The sequence below is a fragment of the Winogradskya humida genome (genome assembly GCF_016862215.1).
GTDB classification, from domain to species: Bacteria; Actinomycetota; Actinomycetes; order Mycobacteriales; family Micromonosporaceae; genus Actinoplanes; species Actinoplanes humidus.
Map to the genome: position 1 here is coordinate 1 of NZ_BOMN01000088.1, position 16962 is coordinate 16962.

Consider the following 16962-nt stretch of genomic DNA (forward strand, 5'->3'; position numbering starts at 1 on the left):
TCTGTCAAGAAAACGGTGTAACCCAGGTTGTTGAAAGTTAGCGGCGGGCTGCGGCGAGGCGGCCTTCGAAGGTCATCTCGAAGGCGTTGAGGGCTGGTTTCCAGCGCATGGTCCAGCGTTTACGGCCCTGGCCGGTCGGGTCGAGGCTCATCACGGCGAGGTAGACGCACTTCAACGCGGCGGCCTCGTTCGGGAAGTGGCCCCGGGCGCGGACGGCCCGCCGGATCCGGGCGTTCACGCTCTCGATCGCGTTGGTCGAACAGATCACGGTGCGGATCTCGGCGTCGAAGGCCAGAAACGGCACGAACTCCGCCCACGCGTTGCGCCAGAGCCGGATGATCGCTGGATACGTCGTGCCCCAGGCCTCGGCGAACTCATCGAAACGGGCCTGCGCCGCGGCCTCCGTGGGCGCGGTGTAGACGGGTTTGAGGGCCTTGGCGATCTCCGCCCAGTGCTGCCGGCCGGCGTAGCGGAACGAGGCCCTGAGCAGGTGAATCACACAGGTCTGGACCACGGCGAGGGGCCAGGTCGCCGCGATTGCGTCGGGCAGGCCCTTCAACCCGTCACACACGACCATGCAGGCGTCTTCAACGCCACGGTTCTTGAGCTCGGTCAGCACCTGCAGCCAGAACTTGGCGCCCTCACCGCCGTCGCCGGCCCATAACCCGAGGATGTCGCGGGTGCCGTCGACGGTCACGGCCAAAGCGACGTAGATGGGCCGGTTCGCGACCTTGCCGTCGCGGATCTTCACGTGAATAGCATCGAGGAAGACCACTGGATAAACGGCGTCGAGGGGCCGGTTCTGCCACTCGCTCATCCCCTCGATGACTTTGTCGGTGATCGTGGAGATCGTCTGCCGGGACACGTCCGCGCCATAGACCTCTGCCAGGTGCGCGGAGATTTCTCCGGTCGTCAATCCCTTGGCGGACAACGAGATCACCATGTCTTCGACCCCGGACAGCCGACGTTGCCGCTTCTTCACAATCTGAGGTTCGAAGCTGCCCTCACGGTCACGTGGCACGGTGATCTCCACCGGGCCGACCTCCGTCAGCACCGTCTTGGCCCGGGCACCGTTACGGGAGTTCAGACCATTGTTCCCGGCCGGGTCACCCCTGTCATAGCCGAGGTGGTCAGTGATCTCCCCGTCCAGGGCGGCCTCGATCACCCGCTTCGTCAACTGCTGCAGCAGACCACCATCACCGGTCAGCTGCAGGCCCGCCGCGCGGGCCTGCTCGACCAACTGGCCGACCAGCACCGCGTCCACACCCTCGGCCGGCGTCACCGCCGGCTTCTTCTTCGCCACCGCGGAAGTATCCACGGTCATCGTCATCTCAGTCATCAGGTGCTGCTCCTTGATCAGGAGTTACACCGTTCTTTTTACAGTCCCTCCGCTCGCCTCGAACCCGAGTGACCGGTACAGGTCATGTGCGCCGTCGATCGCATGCCTCTTGTGCGTCAGCAGTTGGACCTTGAAGCACGACTTGCGACGGGCAGTGTCAAGAACGCTTTCGAGCATGAGTCTTGCTACCCCTCGCCGGCGATGGTCATATCGAACAACGACGGCCTCGACGAAGGCCGTCGGACGACAGTTGTAGGTGATGGTCGGCAGGATTGACAGGCATGCCGTGCCGACCGGCCTTCCGTCGGACTCGGCGTGGTAGACCGTCACATCGGGGCTGTCGGCGATCCGGCGCCACATCGCGATTTGCCGATCTGAGGGAGCTGCCGCGGGGGCAGGTAGTTCCGGTGGCCGGCTGGATTGGTTTTCTGGCAGTATTTCCAGTACCGATGCAAGGTCGCCGTCCGTGGCAGGACGCACCGAGTACAAGTGAGCCATACATCGAGTATCCCGTCGGCCGACTCGCTTGTTCAGACGCCCGCATTGCCGCCTATCGGGCTCCGGCGGTGCGACCTGGCAAGAACATGGCCATGATCGAGTTGGCAGTCCACGATGTGATGAGCCGCCGGGAAGGCCTGGCCGGACACGTTCGGGATGCTCTTGCCGTCGCGGGGCTTCCCGGCGTCGCTGCGAACATGAGCCCTCGGCTGATCATCGGAGGTGCCCCGGTCCGGGTCGACAAACTCGCGGACTGCCATGCGCCGGATCTTCCGCGGACGAAGCCATGCGGTCAGCCCTTGGTGTCCAGCGCGCCTGACCGCAGCCGGTCCAGGTAGGCGTCGGCGCCGAGCAGGCGGTCCTGGGCGCCGGGGCGGTGCAGGTCGAGGCGGCCGTCGGCGTGCAACCGCAGCGTTGTGGTCGCTGTCCGCTCCCCCGGCGCGTCCGGACCGGAATCCAGCACCGGCACGTCGGCCGGGAACATCGCGCGGGCCGCGGCTGCCGTGGCGGCTGGTGGGCTGCCGGAGCGGTTGGCGCTGCTCACGTAGAGCAGCGGGTGACCGGCGACAAGCGGCGACTGCGCGCCGAACAGCAGTGTCCAGCCGTCTCGGGTGGCCGGGGCCAGGAAATCGGGGACAGAGCGCATCGGCAGCAGCAGCGTCACCAGCTCCTCCCGCAGCAACCGGCGGGCCAGCGCGGCGGAAGCAGAAGCGGGATCCAGGGCCGAAAAAGCCAGCACCGATGCGAGGGTCTCGTCGTCGTGGCACCAGAGGGCGACCGCCTGGTCGGCGGGGCGGCCTTTGGCGCGGTTGACCGCAGCAGGGACCCGCGCGGTGACGACGTAGGTCAGCGGGAACGGGTTGGGTAGGACAACCGCACCACCGGCCAGCAGCACCTCGTCAAGGTTCACCCCAGGAGTTTGGCAGAGAGCTCCCCCGCCTCGGGCGCGATGAGGGCACCCGCGGCCGTGACCGTGGTGTGTTCCGGGGTGCCTTCCCACGCGGCGGGGTTGGTGTTGTTGAGGTGGGTGTAGATGTACGTGGCGCCGCCGTCGAGCAGCGGCAACGAGTCGACCATCGGGAGGTGGCCCATGGCTCGGGCGCTGCGGCCGACCATTTCGTCCTCGCGGTAGAAGGTGCCGTCCAGGATGACCACGTCGGCGCCAAGGCCCGCCTCGGTGAACGCCTCGCTCCAGGACGGCAGGCAGGGCGCGTAGAGCAGGGTGCCGCCCGGGCCGGTGATCCGGTAGCCGACCACCCAGTCGGGGGAATCCGGGGCCGTCGCCGCGTAGCGGGGTTTCTTGGTGCCGAGGGACACGGCGGTGACGGTCAGGCCGCCGTCGAGGTCGAACGGCTTGCCCGGCACGACCACCTGGGTGGAGACAGTGGTGTACGCGCCGGCGAGCGCGATTGACGGCGTCACGTCCAGCACCGGCGACGTCGCGTGGACGGTGAGGGATTCCGCTTCGCGCAGTGCCGCGAGGCCCAGCGTGTGGTCCAGCTCCGCGCTGGTGAAGAGCACGCCGCGGACGGGGGTGCGGCGGGTGCCGGGTGGTGGGGTGAGTGCGGGGGTGCGCAGGAGCTGCGTACGGATATCGGGGGAGGCGTTGAGCAGCCACCAGGCGGAACCGTCGCCGGTGACCGCGAGCCCGTCCTGGGTCCGGGTGTGGCCCTCGTGGCGGGCGCGGACGCAGCTGGGGCAGCCGCAGTTCCATTGGGGCAGGCCACCACCGGCGGCGGTGCCGAGGAACAGAACTCTCAAGGGAACCGCCTCGGCTGCAGCGGGGGCACCGGACCCGTACCGGCAAGAATGTCGTCGATCGTGCCATGGTCGGGCGACAGGGAACAGACCGGGTCGGTCGCGGCCGGATCACCCGTCAGCTGGTACGCCTGGCAGCGGCAGCCGCCCAGGTCGATGTCCCGCAGAGCGCAGCTCTGGCACGGCTCCGGCATCCAGTGCGTGCCCCGGAACCGGTTGAACGACGCGGAGCGGTACCAGATGTCCGCCAGACTCCGCGTGCCGACGTTCTCGACGGTCATTCCGGGCAGCTGCGCCGCGGCGAGGCACGGCAGCACGTCACCGTTGGGGGCCACGACCAGCTGCCTGCTCCCCCACCCCTGCATACAGGGCTTGGGGGTACGCGTGTGCAGGTCCGGTTGCACGTAGACGATCTCCAGTGTGTCGCCGTACCGCCGCTGCACCTCCCCCGCTTGCGCAGCGGCCCGCGAGACCTGCGCGGCACTCGGCATGAGAGCGGCCCGGTTCCGCAGCCCCCAGCCGTAGAACTGCGTGTGCGCCAGTTCGAGTCGGGAGGCGCCGAGCGCGACGGCCTGCGCGGCGATGTCGAGGACCCGGTCGGCGTTGAGAGCGTGCAGCACGACATTGACGGTCAGCGGCAACCCGCACGCGCGCACCCTCGCCGCCGCCGCCCTCTTGCGCTCGATCGCGTCGAGGCCGGCGATGTGCCGGGCCGAGGCCGGGTCGCTGTCCTGCACGGAGAGCTGCACGTGGCTCAGCCCGGCCTCGGCGAGCGCCTCCATGCGGCCTTCCGCCAGGGGGATGCCGCTGGTGATCAGGTTGGTGTAGAGGCCGAGCGCACTGGCGTGGGCCACGAGGTCGACGAGGTCACGGCGCAGCAGCGGCTCCCCGCCGGACAGGTGCAGCTGCAGCACGCCGAGCGCGGCCGCCTGATCGAGCACGCCGAGCCACTGAGCGCGGGAAAGCTCGTCGCGGTAGCCGGCTGTCTGCACGGGGTTGGAGCAGTAGAAGCACTGCAGCGGGCACCGGTAGGTCAGCTCGGCCAGCATCCCCACCGGCACGGGATCCGGCGGCGCATCGGCGACCGGTCGCGCCGCCGGCCCGGCGAAGACCCCGCGACCACCGGCTGTGACCAGCCGCCGCCTTACAAGATCATCCAGAAGATCGACCACCGCGGACACCGGCACGTCGTCATAGTCACGGCCGAGGTCGGCTGCGATCTCCTGGACCGTACGCACACCGTCGCACAGCCGGACCACGTCGGCGGCCGTCTCGTTGAGCAGCAGCACGCCCTCGGGGAACAGCAGGGCGTCCCCGCCCCGCACCCGGTCGTGGGTGAACACCACCCCGGGCCGCAGCCCGGGCACCTCGGTGGCCCTCATCGCGGACCGTTAGGTTGTGTGCAATTAAATTGTGCACAATTTAATTGCACACAACTAAATTGTGCACAACTCGACGCGTAGTCGACGGCGTCGAGGATCGCGCCGAGCACGTCGCACTTGAACGCGAGCGCCGCGATCGAAGCCTCCTGCTGCTCCCGGGTCACCGAGTGCGTCAGCACCACGTCGAGTGTCCACGAGCTGTCCTGCTCCACGACCGGGATCCGGGAGTCGAAGTAGGCCATCCCCTCGGGGGCGATCCAGTCGTAGTGCTCCCGCCACGCCTGCACCCGCGCGGTCATGTGCTGCGGCGAGAACAGCTCGGTCAGTGCCGCGGCGGCGCCTTCCAGCCAGGGCCGGGTCCGGCAGAACGCGACGTACGCGTCCACCGCGAACCGGGTGCCGCGCAGCACGTGCCGCTCGTCGAGCAGCTCCTCGCGGGACAGCCCGACCGCCTCGCCGAGCACGATCCAGTCGTGCAGCCCGCCCTCGGCCGCCGTCTGCCCGTCCTGGTAGCTGATCCGGCCGAGCCAGCGGCGGCGGATCTCCGGCAGCGGGCAGTTCGCGACGATGGCGGCGTTCTTCTGCGACAGGTGCCGCTGGTAGTACCAGCGGTTCGCGACCCACGAGCGGATCTCCTGCGGGCCGCACCCGCCGGCGTGCAGGCGGACATGGAACGGATGCTTGTCCCAGTACCTGCGCGACAGCGCGTGCAGCTCCGCGGAGAGCTCCTCGCGGGTCAGCGGCCGGCGTTCAGCCACGGACCGGTGTCACCGGAGTAGGCGGACACCTCGGGACGGGCCTCGAGACACGTCACCACGGGCTTCTTCCAGACCTTTTTCGTCTTCGGAGCGGACTTCACAGACATTTCGACCTCCATTAGTAGACGACGATCTTGCCGGTATTCTGGGGGTAGACCGAGTCGTTGTAGAAGTACGTGCCCGGGGTCGCGAAAATGTGCGTGGCGGACTGGCCCGGCATGAGCACGCCGGTGTCGAACTCGTTGTCGAAGAACGATACCGCCGCGTGGGCGCCGGCGTTACCCACGGGATTGATAAACGTCACTTCGCTTCCCACGGGTACGCGGAGGTGCTGCGGCGCCATCGCGTTCTGTGCCACCAGATTCTCGGTGGGCCCGGGCTGCCCCGTGGTGGCGTTCCAGACGCGGCCGAGCACGACTGTGGACGTACCCGTGACGGCGGTTGTCCTGATGTCGTTGCGCTTCGCGGGTGGGACCGGGGTGGCCGCCGGCGCGACCGTGCCACCCAGTTTGAAGGCCCACAGGTGGTCGCCGCGCGGGATGTCGGGGTAGGGCAGGCCGTTGCCCCCGGCGAACACCGCGATGTACTGCTCGCCGTCGATCTCGTACGCGATCGGGCTCGTGTGCACGCCCGCGCCGGTCTGGAAGCTCCACAGCGTTTCGCCGGTCTCGTCGTTCATCGCGTGCAGCAGCCCGTCCGGGCCACCCTGGAACATCACCCGGCCCGCCGTGGTCAGGATGCCGTTGCCGTGCGCGAGGGACCACTCGCCGTCCTTCGTCCAGACGGGGGTGTTGGTACGCGGATCCACGGCCGCGATCCCGCCCGCGAAGAACTCCCCGAGCGGGCGCGACGTGTTGACCCGGCCCTCGCGGGCGTTGGAGAACCCGGAGTTGATCAGCCCGTACCCGACGTAGATCCAGCCGGTGAACGGGTTGAACGACAGGTGTGCCCAGTCCGCGCCGCCGCCCGCGCCCGGGAAGATGATGGTGGGCCGGTCCCAGTGCGGCGTGTAGAGCCCGCCGAATTCGTAGAACGGCACCGGCCGGGTGGCGTTGTCGAAGCGCGGCGCCTGCGGCGTGAAGGGTTCGCCGCCGGGGAACGGCTGGGTCGCGGCGGTCTTCTGGCGTACGTCCTGCTCGACCGGCCGTTCCTCCATCCCGTGCACGGCTTCCCCGGTGCGGCGGTCGAGGATGTAGTACATGCCGACCTTGCTGCCGTAGACCACGACCTTGCGCAGCCGGCCGCCGATCCGGATGTCGGCGAGCACCGGGGCCATGACGTTGTCCATGTCCCAGATGTCGTGGTGCACCGACTGGAAGTGCCAGCGTCGTTTGCCGGTCTTCGCGTCGATGGCGACGATCGAGTTGGCGAACAGGTTGTCCCCGGCCCGGGACGATCCGTCCGTACGCGGGTACGGCCCGGAGAACGTCCAGTAGACGAGCCCGAGCTCCGGGTCGATCGCCGGATGGATCCACGGGACGGCTCCGCCGGTCTTCCAGGAGTCGCCCTCCCACGAGTCGTTGCCGAACTGGCCCTCGCCCGGGGCGCCCCAGAAGATCCAGGCGATCTCCCCGGTGGCGGCGTGCAGGGCGTACGCGCGACCGCGGGCTCCGCCGGTGCTGCCCTGCATTCCCACGTAGATAAGGCCGTCGTGATAAACCACTGCGCCGGCGAGGGTGCCCGTGGCGCCGCCGCACTGACCGTTCTGCGGGTCGCAGCCGCTGTCCATGCCGCCCTCGGCATCGGTGATCAGCTGTTTCTGCCAGAGGATCGCGCCGGTGCGCTGGTCGAGGGCGTAGACGATGTTGGCGCCCGAGGTGGAGTAGACCCGGCCCTCGCCGAGCGCGACACCGCGCATGTTCGTGGTGCGCGTACCCACATTGGTCTTCCATCTGATCGCGCCTGTCCGGCCGTCGACGGCGAAGACGTTCTGCTGGGTGGTCTGCACGTAGAGCACACCGTTCTGCACGACGGCGGTGCTCTGCTGCGCCTGGGCGGTGCTGCCGCCCTCCAGGTTGGTGTGCCAGGCGCCGCCGAGCCGGTTGATCGTCCGCCGGGAGATCTGCTTGAGCGGCGAGTGGTTCTGGTTGCCGAGATCGCCGCAGACCTTGGGGAAGTCCCGGCCCGGCGCCGCAAATGGCTGCTTGGGGACGAACGCGGAGGCGGATTCGGGGGTGCCGACCGCGACGGCGGCGGCGCCCGCTCCGGTGGTGGCGAGGAACTTACGTCGGTCCATCAGGCGGACCTCCCATTCCACTAGACGGATGGACCGTAAACCGGCTGGTTACACGGACGCAATACTTTGCTAGCGTCAGTCCATTGATTGGTCCCTATGGTCCGCCTAGCGGACCTTTTATAAAGGAGACCCCCATGAAACGCTTCGCACCCCTCGCGGCGGCCCTGGCGATCGTCCTCGCCGTGCTGACCGGTTGGGCCCTGCGCGCCGGCACCCAGCAGGCGGCCGGGAAGCCGAGAGCCGACACCTTCGACCTGTGCCGGGGCACGGATCCGAGCTGCTATCACAACTGGGGCAACTTCGACCCCGCCGCCGGATACCGCGTGCTGCTCTACACCCGCACTGCGGGTCCCCGGCACGCCAACCTCGGCCCGGCACTCACCGCCGGCCTCAATCCCCCGCTGACGGCCGCGAACATCGTGCAGAACGGCGTCGTCGCGCTCGGGCAGGCGAACGGGTTCGCCGTCGACTGGACCGAGGACGTCACCCAGCTCGCCTCCCCCGGCACCCTGCTGCGCTACAACGCCGTCGTCTTCTTCAGCACGTCGCGCGACGCGCTCGACGACTCCGCGCAGACCTCGCTGCGGCAGTACATCCGCGGTGGGGGCGGGTTCGTGGGCGTGCACAACGCGTTCGGCACTGAGTACAACTGGCCGTGGTACGAGGGCCTGCTCGGCGGGACGAACTACTACGACCACGGGCCCGCGCAGACCGGTGTGGTCCGCACGGTGGACCGCCGGGACGCCTCCACCGCGCAGCTCCCGGCCCGCTGGACGTTCAAGGACGAGTGGTACAACCTCGTCCCCGCTCCCAGCGATGTCCGCGTGCTGGCCACCGTGGACGAGTCGACGCTGCCCAGCGGCGCCGCGGGCAGCATGGGTCATCCCGGGCACGGCGCCGAGCACCCGGTCGCGTGGTGCCAGTACTACGACGGCGGCCGGGCCTGGCTGACCACGCTCGGACATGACGCCGGGCTGTTCGCCGCGGACTCCACCGTCCCCGGCGCCGCGCAGTTCCGCAGCCTGCTGCTCGGCGGCATCACCTCGGCGATGGGTCAGAAACCGTTCTGCCGCTGAGCCGTTCACAGCCCCAGATAGATGCGGCGGACCCGGGGATCGTGGCGCAGACTGGCAACCGGGCCGGTCATCGCCACGATCCCGTTCTCCACGACCAGGCAGGTGCTGGTGGCCTCGAACGTGAGCTTCGCGTTCTGCTCCACCAGCAGCATGCTCAGCCCCTCGGCCCGCAGCCGCTGCAGCACCGTCAGGATCTCCGAGATGAGCTTCGGCGAGAGCCCCATGGACGGCTCGTCGAGCAGCAGCAGCCGGGGCCGCGACATCAGGGCCCGGCCGATCGCGAGCATCTGCTGCTGACCGCCCGACAACGCGCCGGCGAGCCGGCCGCGCATCTCCCCCAGGACAGGGAACAGCTCGTACATCTCGCCCAGGGTCTGGCGGGTGGCGGCTTTCCAAGGCTTCGCGTACGCCCCGAGCAGCAGATTCTTCTCCACGGACAACCCCGCGAACACATGCCGGCCCTCGGGGACGTAGCCCACGCCGTGCCGCACCATGTCCCGCGCCGCCACCTTGCTCAGGTCGAGGTCGCCGAAGCGCAGCGCCCCCGCCTGACGCGGCACGAGGCCCATGACGGCCTTCAGCGTCGACGTCTTGCCGGCACCGTTCGCGCCGATCACCCCGACGGCCTCGCCCGCGGGCACCTCGAAGCTGACGTCACGCACCGCGCACACCCCGCCGTAGTGCACGGTGAGCCCCTCAACCGAGAGCGTCTCTGCCTTCACCGTGGTCTGGGCCTTCATCGTGTCGCCTCCGTGGGGATCTCCATGACGTCACCCAGGTACGCCTCGATGACCGCGGGGGTGGCGGCGACGTGCGCGGGGGTGCCCTCGGCGATGACGCGGCCCCCGGCGAGCACGGTGACCCGCTCGCACAGCGCCATGACCAGGCCCATGTTGTGCTCGATCAGCACGACGGTGACGCCGCTGTCGCGGATGGAGCGGACCATCTCGCCGAGCTGGCGCACCTCCTCGCCGTTGAGCCCGGCGGCCGGCTCGTCGAGCAGCAGCAGGCGGGGGCGCGCGGCCACCGCCCGGGCGATCTCGACGCGGCGCTGGATGCCGTAGGGCAACGCCTTCGGGGCCTGACCGGCGAACTCCGCCAGCCCGAACCGCTCCAGCACGGCATCGGCCTCGGCGCGCAGGCGTCTGTCGCGGGCGCGGACCAGCCAGGGGGCGAGGACGTATTGCCAGCTGTCGAGGGTCCGGCTGCGGTCGAGGGCGACCAGGACGTTCTCGCGTACGGTCAGATCGCCGAACAGACGCAGGTTCTGGAACGTCCGGGAGAGTCCGGCCCGCGACAAGCGGTAGGGGGTCACGTTCGTCATGTCCCTGCCGCCGAACTCGACGCGCCCGGCGGTCGGCTTGTAGAGGCCGCTGATCACGTTGAACAGGGTCGTCTTGCCGGAACCGTTGGGCCCGACGATGCCCCGGATCTCCCCGGTGGCGACGCTCAGCGACACGTCGTCGAGCGCCTTGAGCCCCCGGAACTGCTTCTTGACGGCGTCGACGATCAAGATCACTTCGTCGGAGCCGGATGCACCCGCTTCGTAGGGCTGGAAAGGCTGCAGTCGAGCCGCTTCGCCGGTGCTGCGGCGCAGACCTCGCAGGCGCGGCGGGATGCCGGCCAGGCCCGTGGGGGCGAAGACGACGACCAGGACGACAACGGCGCCATAGCCGATCTGGGCGTACGTGGGGTGGTCGGAGAGCAGCTCGCGCACGAGATAGAGCGCGACCGCGCCGGTCACGCAGCCGATCAGGCTCTGCCGCCCGCCGATGATGACCATGCCGAGCAGCAGGAACATGTTGGCGATGCCGAACGACTCCGGGGCCACGAACCGGATCAGGCCCGCGTAGAGCACGCCGGCGACCCCGCCGTAGACGCTGGCGAGCAGGAACGCCGTCATCCGCAGCAGCGGCACCTCGGCGCCCAGCGCCCCGGCGGCGAGGGAGTCGTCGCGCATGGCCCGCATCCGCCGGCCGAGCCCGGTGCGGACCACGAACAGCCCGAACGCGAGGGCCAGGGCGAAGACAATCAGTTCCAGGTAGTAGAAGAGGTATTCACTGGAGAGGTCGATGCCGGGCAGCTCGGGGGCGGGGATGGCCGAGATGCCCTCCGCGCCACCGGCGATCTGCGAATTGGTGACCCAGTTGGTGAACGCGAGCGCCAGGCCCAGGGTCACGATGCCGAGGTAGTGCGACTGCACCCGGAGCGCGGGCGTGCCCACGAGCAGGCCGATCACCACCGTGATGACGATCGCGAGCACGGCGGCGAACCAGAAGCCGAGCCCGGCGCGGGTGGTCAGGATCGCGGTCGCGTAGGCGCCGACGCCGAAGAACGCGACCTGGGCGAGGTTGACCTGCCCGGCGACGCCCATCGCGAGACCCAGGCCGACGGCGAGCAGGGCGAAGATGATGATGACGTTGACGACGTGGATGGCGTACGAGTCGAGGGTGTAGGGCAGTAACCAGGCCAGGACGCCCAGGCCGGCCACGACGGCGATCTTGATTCTCATGCCCGGTTCACCGTCCGCTCGCCGAAGACGCCGGTCGGCCGGATCATGATGATCGCCGTGAAGACCAGGAACGTCACCAGCTCCGAGTAGCCCTGGAAGTGCCCGGCGGCGAAGGAGTCGAGCACGCCGATCGCGAGCCCGCCCACCACCGCCCCCGGGATGCTGCCGAACCCGCCGAGGATCGCGGCGGCGAAGCCCTTGATGCCCAGCGCGCCGCCGAGCGTCGGGCTCACGTAGAGCAGCGGGCCGACGAGCCCGCCGGCGAGCGCCGCCAGCCCCGCGCCGACCATGAACGCGATCGCGTTGCTGCGGCCCACGTGGATGCCGACGGCGGTGGCCGCCTCGTGGTCCATCGCGACCGCCTGCATGGCCGCCCCGCGCTTGGTGCGCGACAGGAACAGCACGAGCAGGACGGTCGCGAGGGCCGCGATGGCGAGGACCACCAGGTCGTACGTGCGGATCCGCAGGCCGAACAGTTCGATCGGCGCGCCCGCCACGGGCGACGGGACGGCGCGGCCGGTGGCGCCCCAGATCATGATGATCAGCGCGTCCAGGACGATGCCGAAGCCGATCGTGCCGATCAGCATCAGGTCGAAGTCCTTGTTCTCGAGGGGGCGCAGCACCCGCTCGATGACCAGGCCGATCACGCCGGTGACCGCGATCGCGACCATCATGGCCAGCGCGAACGGCAGCTTCGTCGAGAGGTAGAACGTGGACGCGAGGTACGCGCCGACGGTCACGACGTTGCCGTGCGCGAAGTTGACCAGGCCCATGGTGCGGTAGACGAGCGAGAAGCCGAGCGCCACCAGGGCGTATACGGCCCCGAGACTGATCCCGCCGATGATCGTCTGAAGAGTGACCTGCATGGTGAGCTCCCTGGGGACGGCGCGGTCAGCCGGCGGCGGCGGCGAGTTTGCCGCCGCGGATCACGCCGATGGACGTGGCGCGGATGCCGACACCGGTCTCGTCGTAGGCGAACGAGCCGAGCAGCCCCTCGTACTTCGTGCCCCGGATCGCCTCGGCCAGGTCCTTGCCGCTCGCGACGTTGCTGCTCTTGAGGGCGGTCAGCACGATCTGCGTACCGTCATAGGCTTTGGCGCCGTGCAGCTCGGCCTCCTCGTTGTAGGCAGCCTTGTACGCCGTGGCGAAGCTCTTCGACGCCTCGCTGATGTCGTTGCTCAGGTAGGGCGAGCTCACGATCGTGCCCTCGGCGTTCTTCGCCCCGGCGGTGTCGAGGAAGACCGGCGTGCCCTGCGGCGCGGCACCGGCGAACGGCGCGGTGATGCCGAGGTCGCGGGCCTGCTTGACGATCAGGCCCGACTCGACCTCCTCCGCACCTAGGAAGATCAGCTTCGGGTTCTTCTGCCGGATCGTGGTGAGCGCCGCGCTGAAGTCCTTCTGGTCGGTGGTGACGACCTGGTCGGCGACCGGCGTGACGCCCCGGGCCGTGAGGGCCTTCAGGAACGCGTCGTGCTCGCCCTTGCCGTACGACCCGTTGTTGGTGATCATGGCGATCTGCTTGATGCCCTGGCCGTCGACGACGTGCTTGGCGAGCGTCTCGTCGTACGTGGTGCTCGTCGGACCGTTCAGGAACAGGAACTCGCTCTTGACCGCGACGAGACCGGTGGACTGCCCCGAGGTGATGTTGGGGATGCCCTCCTGCTTGAGGATGGGCGCCATGGCGATGGTGACCGCGCTCTCCGCCGTACCGATCATCGCGAGGTAGCCCTCGCTGGCGATCTTGCGGGCCAGGTTGGTGCCGATCGTCGGGTCGCCCTGGGTGTCGAAGACGTCGAGGGTGATCTGGCGGCCGTTGATGCCGCCCTTCGCGTTCCACTCGCTGACCGCGAGCTTGGCGCCCTTGAGCTCCCACGCCCCGAGCGAGCTGAGCTGCCCGCTCTGCGCGTCGGCGAGAGCGAGTTTGATGGGACCGCTGTCGTCGGAGGACTTGTCGCCGGCACCGGGGGCGCTGCATCCGGTGGTACCGCCCGTGGCCAGGACGGCGGCCAGCACGGCCGCGACGGCTCGCTTGCCTCGTAAGAGCTTCATGTGCGTCTCACCTCGTATGAGTCAGTCGAAAACGCCTTGGTAGATGTCCTTGATGTTCCAGTGCCCGGGAGTGGGCACCGGCTCGTTGACCATGGGCACGTCGATCACCGCGGGACGGCGGTTCCCGATCGCTGTTCGCAGGGCCTCGATCAGATCGCCCGGCTCGGTGACGGCATAGCCGTCGGCGCCGCACGCCCGGCCGTACGCCGCGAAGTCCGGGCTGTAGGGCAGGCCGTCCGGGCCTACGAAGTCGCAGCCGTAGCTGCGGCCGTAGAAACTGGACTGCAGGTCGGAGATGGTGCCGTGGGCCCGGTTGTTCATCACCAGGAAGATCACCGGGAGACCCTGTTCCACCGCCATGGGTACGGCGGGCAGCTGAGCGCTCATGCCACCGTCACCGATCAGCGCGACGACGACACGCTCCGGGTCGGCCGCCTGCACCCCGACCGCCGCGGCGGGACCGAAGCCCATCGTCGACGCACCGCCCGGGGTGATGAACCGGCCCTGCGCGGGCAGCGGGTAGCACTGCGCGACGCCGTTCTTGTTCCAGCCGACATCGGTGACGAGGACGGCGTCCGGTGGCAGCGCTGCCCGGACGTCGGCGAGGATGCGTTCGGGGCGGAGCGGGAACTGGTCGCTGCGGCCTCGTTCCGCACTGGCCTCGAAGAGTTCGTCTCTTGCGGCCTTGATCCATTGCGTGCTGCTTACGCGGCCAGGTCCTTTTCGCGCGGCCTGAGCGATCTTCTCGATGGCCAGACCGGCGTCGGCCACCACGCCGATCTCGACCGGATAGTTGCGGCCGATCTCCGCGGGGTCGATGTCGATCTGGATCAGCTTCGAGGGCGGGAACTGCCACGTGTAGGCGGGGTTCCACGAGCTGGCGTCGGTCTCGGCGAACCGCGTGCCGACGGCGAGCACCACGTCGGCGTTGCGGGCGTAGTCGTTGGTGACCTTGAGACCCCAGAAACCGGTCATCCCCAGCAGCAGCGGGTGGTCGTCGGGCAGCGCACCCTTGGCCATCAGCGAGTGGGCGACCGGGATGTCCAGGTGCTCGGCCAGCTCCTGCAGTTTCTCCCGGTTGCGGAGCCCTCCACCGAGGTAGATCAGCGGTCGCTCGGCACCGGCCAGGAGCTCGGCGATCCGCTCGGCGTCGGCGTCCGGCAGTGCGGGCCGGGTGACCGCGACCGGCAGCGGGTACGACGTGCCGGCGGGCAGCGGCCGGGAGAAGATGTCCATCGGCACGTTGAGCAGCACCGCGCCGGGGCGTCCCGAGGTCGCCGTCCAGAACGCGCGCTCGGTGAAGCGGGGCAGGTCCTCGACCCGCTGCACGTGCCAGGCACGTTTGACGAAGGGCCGGTAGATCGCCGTCTGGTCGGCGTCGGCGTGCAGGTTGACCTCTTGGTGCGGGTGCCGGCCGTGCAGGTACGACGGGATGTCGCCGGCGATCGCGATCAGCGGCACGGAGTCCAGGGCGGCGGTCGCGACGCCGGTGACGGCGTTCATCATGCCGGGACCGACGTGCAGCAGCACCACGCCGGGTTTGCCGCTGACGCGGGCGTACCCGTCGGCGGCGTGCGCGGCGGTCTGCTCGTGCCGGGCGATGACGAAGTCGATCGGGCTGCGGCCGAGCGCGTCCAGCAGCGCGATGTTGGTGTGCCCGCAGGTGCCGAAGATCTTCTCGACACCGTACGCGACGAGCTGCTCCACGAGCGCCTCGGCGGCGGTGATCCCCATCAGTTCTCCCCCCAGATCGACATGCCGCGCAGCATCAGCGTCTTGACGACCGTGTAGTCGTCGACCATCGGGCCCGGCGACTCGCGCCCGAACCCGGAGTCCTTCACCCCGCCGAACGGCACGTGGTCGAGGCGGTAGTTGGAGGAGCCGTTGACGATCAGCGCGCCGACCTCGAGCTCGCGCCACGCGGTCAGGATCCGGCGCACGTCGTGGGTGAACACGCCGGCCTGCAGCCCGTACCTGCTGGTGTTGCAGGTGGTGAGCACCGCGTCGAAGTCGTCGTAGGCCACGACGGCCACCAGCGCGCCGAACACCTCGTGGGTGATGACCGTGGCGTCCTCGGGCGGCCCCGCGACCACGGTCGGGCGGACGGTGGCGCCGTCGCGCGTACCCCCCGTGGTGATCGTCGCCCCCGCCGCGGCGGCCTCGGCCGCCCAGAGAACGACCCGCTCGGCGGCCTGCTCGTCCACCATGGACCCGACGTCCGTCGCCGGGTCGAGCGGATCGCCGACCTTGAGCGCGGCGACCTCGGCGGTGAACGTCTCGACGAATTCCTCGAAGCGGCTGCGGTGCACGTAGACGCGCTGCACCGAGATGCAGCTCTGCCCGGAGTTCGAGTAACCGGTGCGGGCACAGTTCGTCGCGGCGGCGCTCACGTCGGCGTCCTCGCAGACGATCGTGGCCGCGTTGCCACCCAGTTCGAGGACGAGCCGCTTGGCACCGGCGGCCCGTGCGACGGCCGTACCCGTGGCGGCACTGCCGGTGAAGCTGATGACGCTCACCTCGGGTGCCGCGCACAACGCCGCGCCGACCTCGCCCCCGCCGTGCAGCAGCTGCACCGCCTCGACCGGCGCGCCCGCCTCCAGCAGCAGCGCGACCAGCGCGGCGGAGACGGCCGGTGCTTGCGGCGGCGACTTGACCAGGGTGGTGTTGCCCGCCGCGAACGACGCGCCGAGCTTGTGGGCGAGCAGGTTGGCGGGCGCGTTGAACGGCGTGATCGCGAGCGCCACCCCGGCCGGCGCGCGGTAGGTCAGTGCGGTGTTGCCGATGCCGCGTTCCCAGCCCGCCACCGGCAGGTTGTCGCCGCCGATGCGCCGGGCCTCGGCGGCGCAGACGCGGAACGTGTCGGCGACCCGGTCGAGCTCGCCCAGGCCGTCCTTGACCGGCTTGCCCAGCTCCAGGGCGATCAGCCGGGCGAAGTCCGCACGGCGGTCCGCGGCGAGCCGGGCGGCCGTCTCCAGGACACCGGCCCGCGTCGCGGGGGCGAGCCGGGCGACGACCTTGGCGGCACGGGCGGCGTACCCGGCGGCAGTGGTGACGTCGGTGGCGTCACAGACCCGGGCCCGGCTGACCACCGTGCGGGTGTAGGGGCCGATGCGGTCGGCGGCAGGGCCCTCGGTGACCCAGGCTCCGGCCAGCAGCGCGGGCGCCTGTGCCACTTTCAAGATCGAGTCGAGCATACGAGCCCTCCCACCCCAAAAGGTCCATCTAGTGGACCAGGAAGCGGCATTGTGGACCGCTGTGTGGACTGGGTGTAACGTACGGGCGACCGCGGGCCGCTGGCAAGAGCGCGAGTCGAGAAAGTTACGGATCGATGAACCGCGCCGCCGTGCGCAGAGG

At 69.6% G+C, this 16962-nt stretch carries 15 protein-coding genes; 1 reads left to right on the forward strand and 14 read right to left on the reverse strand.

The genetic code is table 11. From position 1 onward, the window contains the following. Positions 1-37: 37 nt before the first annotated feature. The 8 genes from Ahu01nite_RS31180 to Ahu01nite_RS31210 all read right to left on the reverse strand — a co-directional run bounded on the left by Ahu01nite_RS31180 (position 38) and on the right by Ahu01nite_RS31210 (position 7971). Positions 38-1324, reverse strand: coding sequence for an IS256 family transposase (locus Ahu01nite_RS31180; protein ID WP_239159297.1), 1287 nt, complete (start codon positions 1322-1324; stop codon positions 38-40). 39 nt (positions 1325-1363) lie between these two features. Next, positions 1364-1837 (reverse strand): GNAT family N-acetyltransferase, encoded by a 474-nt coding sequence (locus Ahu01nite_RS31185; RefSeq protein WP_203840260.1) that lies wholly within the window; start codon positions 1835-1837, stop codon positions 1364-1366. A 292-nt stretch (positions 1838-2129) separates the two neighbouring features. Continuing rightward, positions 2130-2747, reverse strand: a complete 618-nt coding sequence (locus Ahu01nite_RS31190) for a Sua5/YciO/YrdC/YwlC family protein (protein WP_203840261.1) — start codon at positions 2745-2747, stop codon at positions 2130-2132. Beyond that, a complete protein-coding gene (gene pqqB / locus Ahu01nite_RS31195) occupies positions 2744-3598 on the reverse strand; it encodes a pyrroloquinoline quinone biosynthesis protein PqqB (protein WP_203840262.1) in 855 nt (284 codons plus the stop codon). Before pqqB ends, Ahu01nite_RS31190 begins: the two co-directional genes overlap by 4 nt. Then, positions 3595-4977, reverse strand: coding sequence for a pyrroloquinoline quinone biosynthesis protein PqqE (pqqE, locus tag Ahu01nite_RS31200; protein WP_203840263.1), 1383 nt, complete (start codon positions 4975-4977; stop codon positions 3595-3597). Before pqqE ends, pqqB begins: the two co-directional genes overlap by 4 nt. Then, entirely contained in the window at positions 4974-5735 is a 762-nt protein-coding gene (gene pqqC, locus Ahu01nite_RS31205) for a pyrroloquinoline-quinone synthase PqqC (protein WP_203840264.1), read from the reverse strand. The genes pqqE and pqqC overlap by 4 nt, the downstream gene beginning before the upstream one ends. After that, positions 5714-5842, reverse strand: a complete 129-nt coding sequence (locus Ahu01nite_RS51460; protein WP_275411794.1) for a hypothetical protein — start codon at positions 5840-5842, stop codon at positions 5714-5716. The genes pqqC and Ahu01nite_RS51460 overlap by 22 nt, the downstream gene beginning before the upstream one ends. A gap of 11 nt (positions 5843-5853) precedes the next feature. After that, the gene (locus Ahu01nite_RS31210; protein ID WP_203840265.1) at positions 5854-7971 is read right to left on the reverse strand and encodes an outer membrane protein assembly factor BamB family protein; all 2118 of its coding nucleotides are present in this window, start codon (positions 7969-7971) and stop codon (positions 5854-5856) included. A 134-nt stretch (positions 7972-8105) separates the two neighbouring features. Between Ahu01nite_RS31210 and Ahu01nite_RS31215 the strand changes: the two genes are divergently transcribed. Next, positions 8106-9047, forward strand: coding sequence for a ThuA domain-containing protein (locus tag Ahu01nite_RS31215; RefSeq protein WP_239159282.1), 942 nt, complete (start codon positions 8106-8108; stop codon positions 9045-9047). A gap of 5 nt (positions 9048-9052) precedes the next feature. Here the strand turns inward: Ahu01nite_RS31215 and Ahu01nite_RS31220 are convergent, their stop codons facing one another. The 6 genes from Ahu01nite_RS31220 to Ahu01nite_RS31245 are packed head-to-tail and all read right to left on the reverse strand — an operon-like array spanning position 9053 to position 16802. Then, positions 9053-9787 (reverse strand): ABC transporter ATP-binding protein, encoded by a 735-nt coding sequence (locus tag Ahu01nite_RS31220; protein ID WP_203840266.1) that lies wholly within the window; start codon positions 9785-9787, stop codon positions 9053-9055. Then, complete coding sequence (locus Ahu01nite_RS31225) at positions 9784-11559, reverse strand: branched-chain amino acid ABC transporter ATP-binding protein/permease (RefSeq protein ID WP_203840267.1); 1776 nt, start codon at positions 11557-11559, stop codon at positions 9784-9786. The genes Ahu01nite_RS31220 and Ahu01nite_RS31225 overlap by 4 nt, the downstream gene beginning before the upstream one ends. Beyond that, the gene (locus Ahu01nite_RS31230; protein WP_203840268.1) at positions 11556-12425 is read right to left on the reverse strand and encodes a branched-chain amino acid ABC transporter permease; all 870 of its coding nucleotides are present in this window, start codon (positions 12423-12425) and stop codon (positions 11556-11558) included. The genes Ahu01nite_RS31225 and Ahu01nite_RS31230 overlap by 4 nt, the downstream gene beginning before the upstream one ends. Before the next feature lie 25 nt (positions 12426-12450). After that, positions 12451-13608 (reverse strand): ABC transporter substrate-binding protein, encoded by a 1158-nt coding sequence (locus Ahu01nite_RS31235; protein WP_203840269.1) that lies wholly within the window; start codon positions 13606-13608, stop codon positions 12451-12453. Between the two features lie 21 nt (positions 13609-13629). Next, the gene (locus Ahu01nite_RS31240; protein WP_239159283.1) at positions 13630-15342 is read right to left on the reverse strand and encodes a thiamine pyrophosphate-binding protein; all 1713 of its coding nucleotides are present in this window, start codon (positions 15340-15342) and stop codon (positions 13630-13632) included. Next, the gene (locus tag Ahu01nite_RS31245) at positions 15342-16802 is read right to left on the reverse strand and encodes an aldehyde dehydrogenase family protein (RefSeq protein WP_203840270.1); all 1461 of its coding nucleotides are present in this window, start codon (positions 16800-16802) and stop codon (positions 15342-15344) included. Before Ahu01nite_RS31245 ends, Ahu01nite_RS31240 begins: the two co-directional genes overlap by 1 nt. Positions 16803-16962 lie beyond the last annotated feature (160 nt).

Coding starts and splice junctions, on each gene's coding strand:
- Ahu01nite_RS31235 (WP_203840269.1), bottom strand. CDS start 13,608: ATGAAGCTCTTACGAGGCAAGCGAGCCGTCGCGGCCGTGCTGGCCGCC.
- Ahu01nite_RS31240 (WP_239159283.1), bottom strand. CDS start 15,342: ATGGGGATCACCGCCGCCGAGGCGCTCGTGGAGCAGCTCGTCGCGTAC.
- Ahu01nite_RS31230 (WP_203840268.1), bottom strand. CDS start 12,425: ATGCAGGTCACTCTTCAGACGATCATCGGCGGGATCAGTCTCGGGGCC.
- pqqE (WP_203840263.1), bottom strand. CDS start 4,977: ATGAGGGCCACCGAGGTGCCCGGGCTGCGGCCCGGGGTGGTGTTCACC.
- Ahu01nite_RS31215 (WP_239159282.1), top strand. CDS start 8,106: ATGAAACGCTTCGCACCCCTCGCGGCGGCCCTGGCGATCGTCCTCGCC.
- Ahu01nite_RS31220 (WP_203840266.1), bottom strand. CDS start 9,787: ATGAAGGCCCAGACCACGGTGAAGGCAGAGACGCTCTCGGTTGAGGGG.
- Ahu01nite_RS31245 (WP_203840270.1), bottom strand. CDS start 16,802: ATGCTCGACTCGATCTTGAAAGTGGCACAGGCGCCCGCGCTGCTGGCC.
- Ahu01nite_RS51460 (WP_275411794.1), bottom strand. CDS start 5,842: ATGTCTGTGAAGTCCGCTCCGAAGACGAAAAAGGTCTGGAAGAAGCCC.
- Ahu01nite_RS31185 (WP_203840260.1), bottom strand. CDS start 1,837: ATGGCTCACTTGTACTCGGTGCGTCCTGCCACGGACGGCGACCTTGCA.
- Ahu01nite_RS31225 (WP_203840267.1), bottom strand. CDS start 11,559: ATGAGAATCAAGATCGCCGTCGTGGCCGGCCTGGGCGTCCTGGCCTGG.
- Ahu01nite_RS31180 (WP_239159297.1), bottom strand. CDS start 1,324: ATGACCGTGGATACTTCCGCGGTGGCGAAGAAGAAGCCGGCGGTGACG.
- Ahu01nite_RS31210 (WP_203840265.1), bottom strand. CDS start 7,971: ATGGACCGACGTAAGTTCCTCGCCACCACCGGAGCGGGCGCCGCCGCC.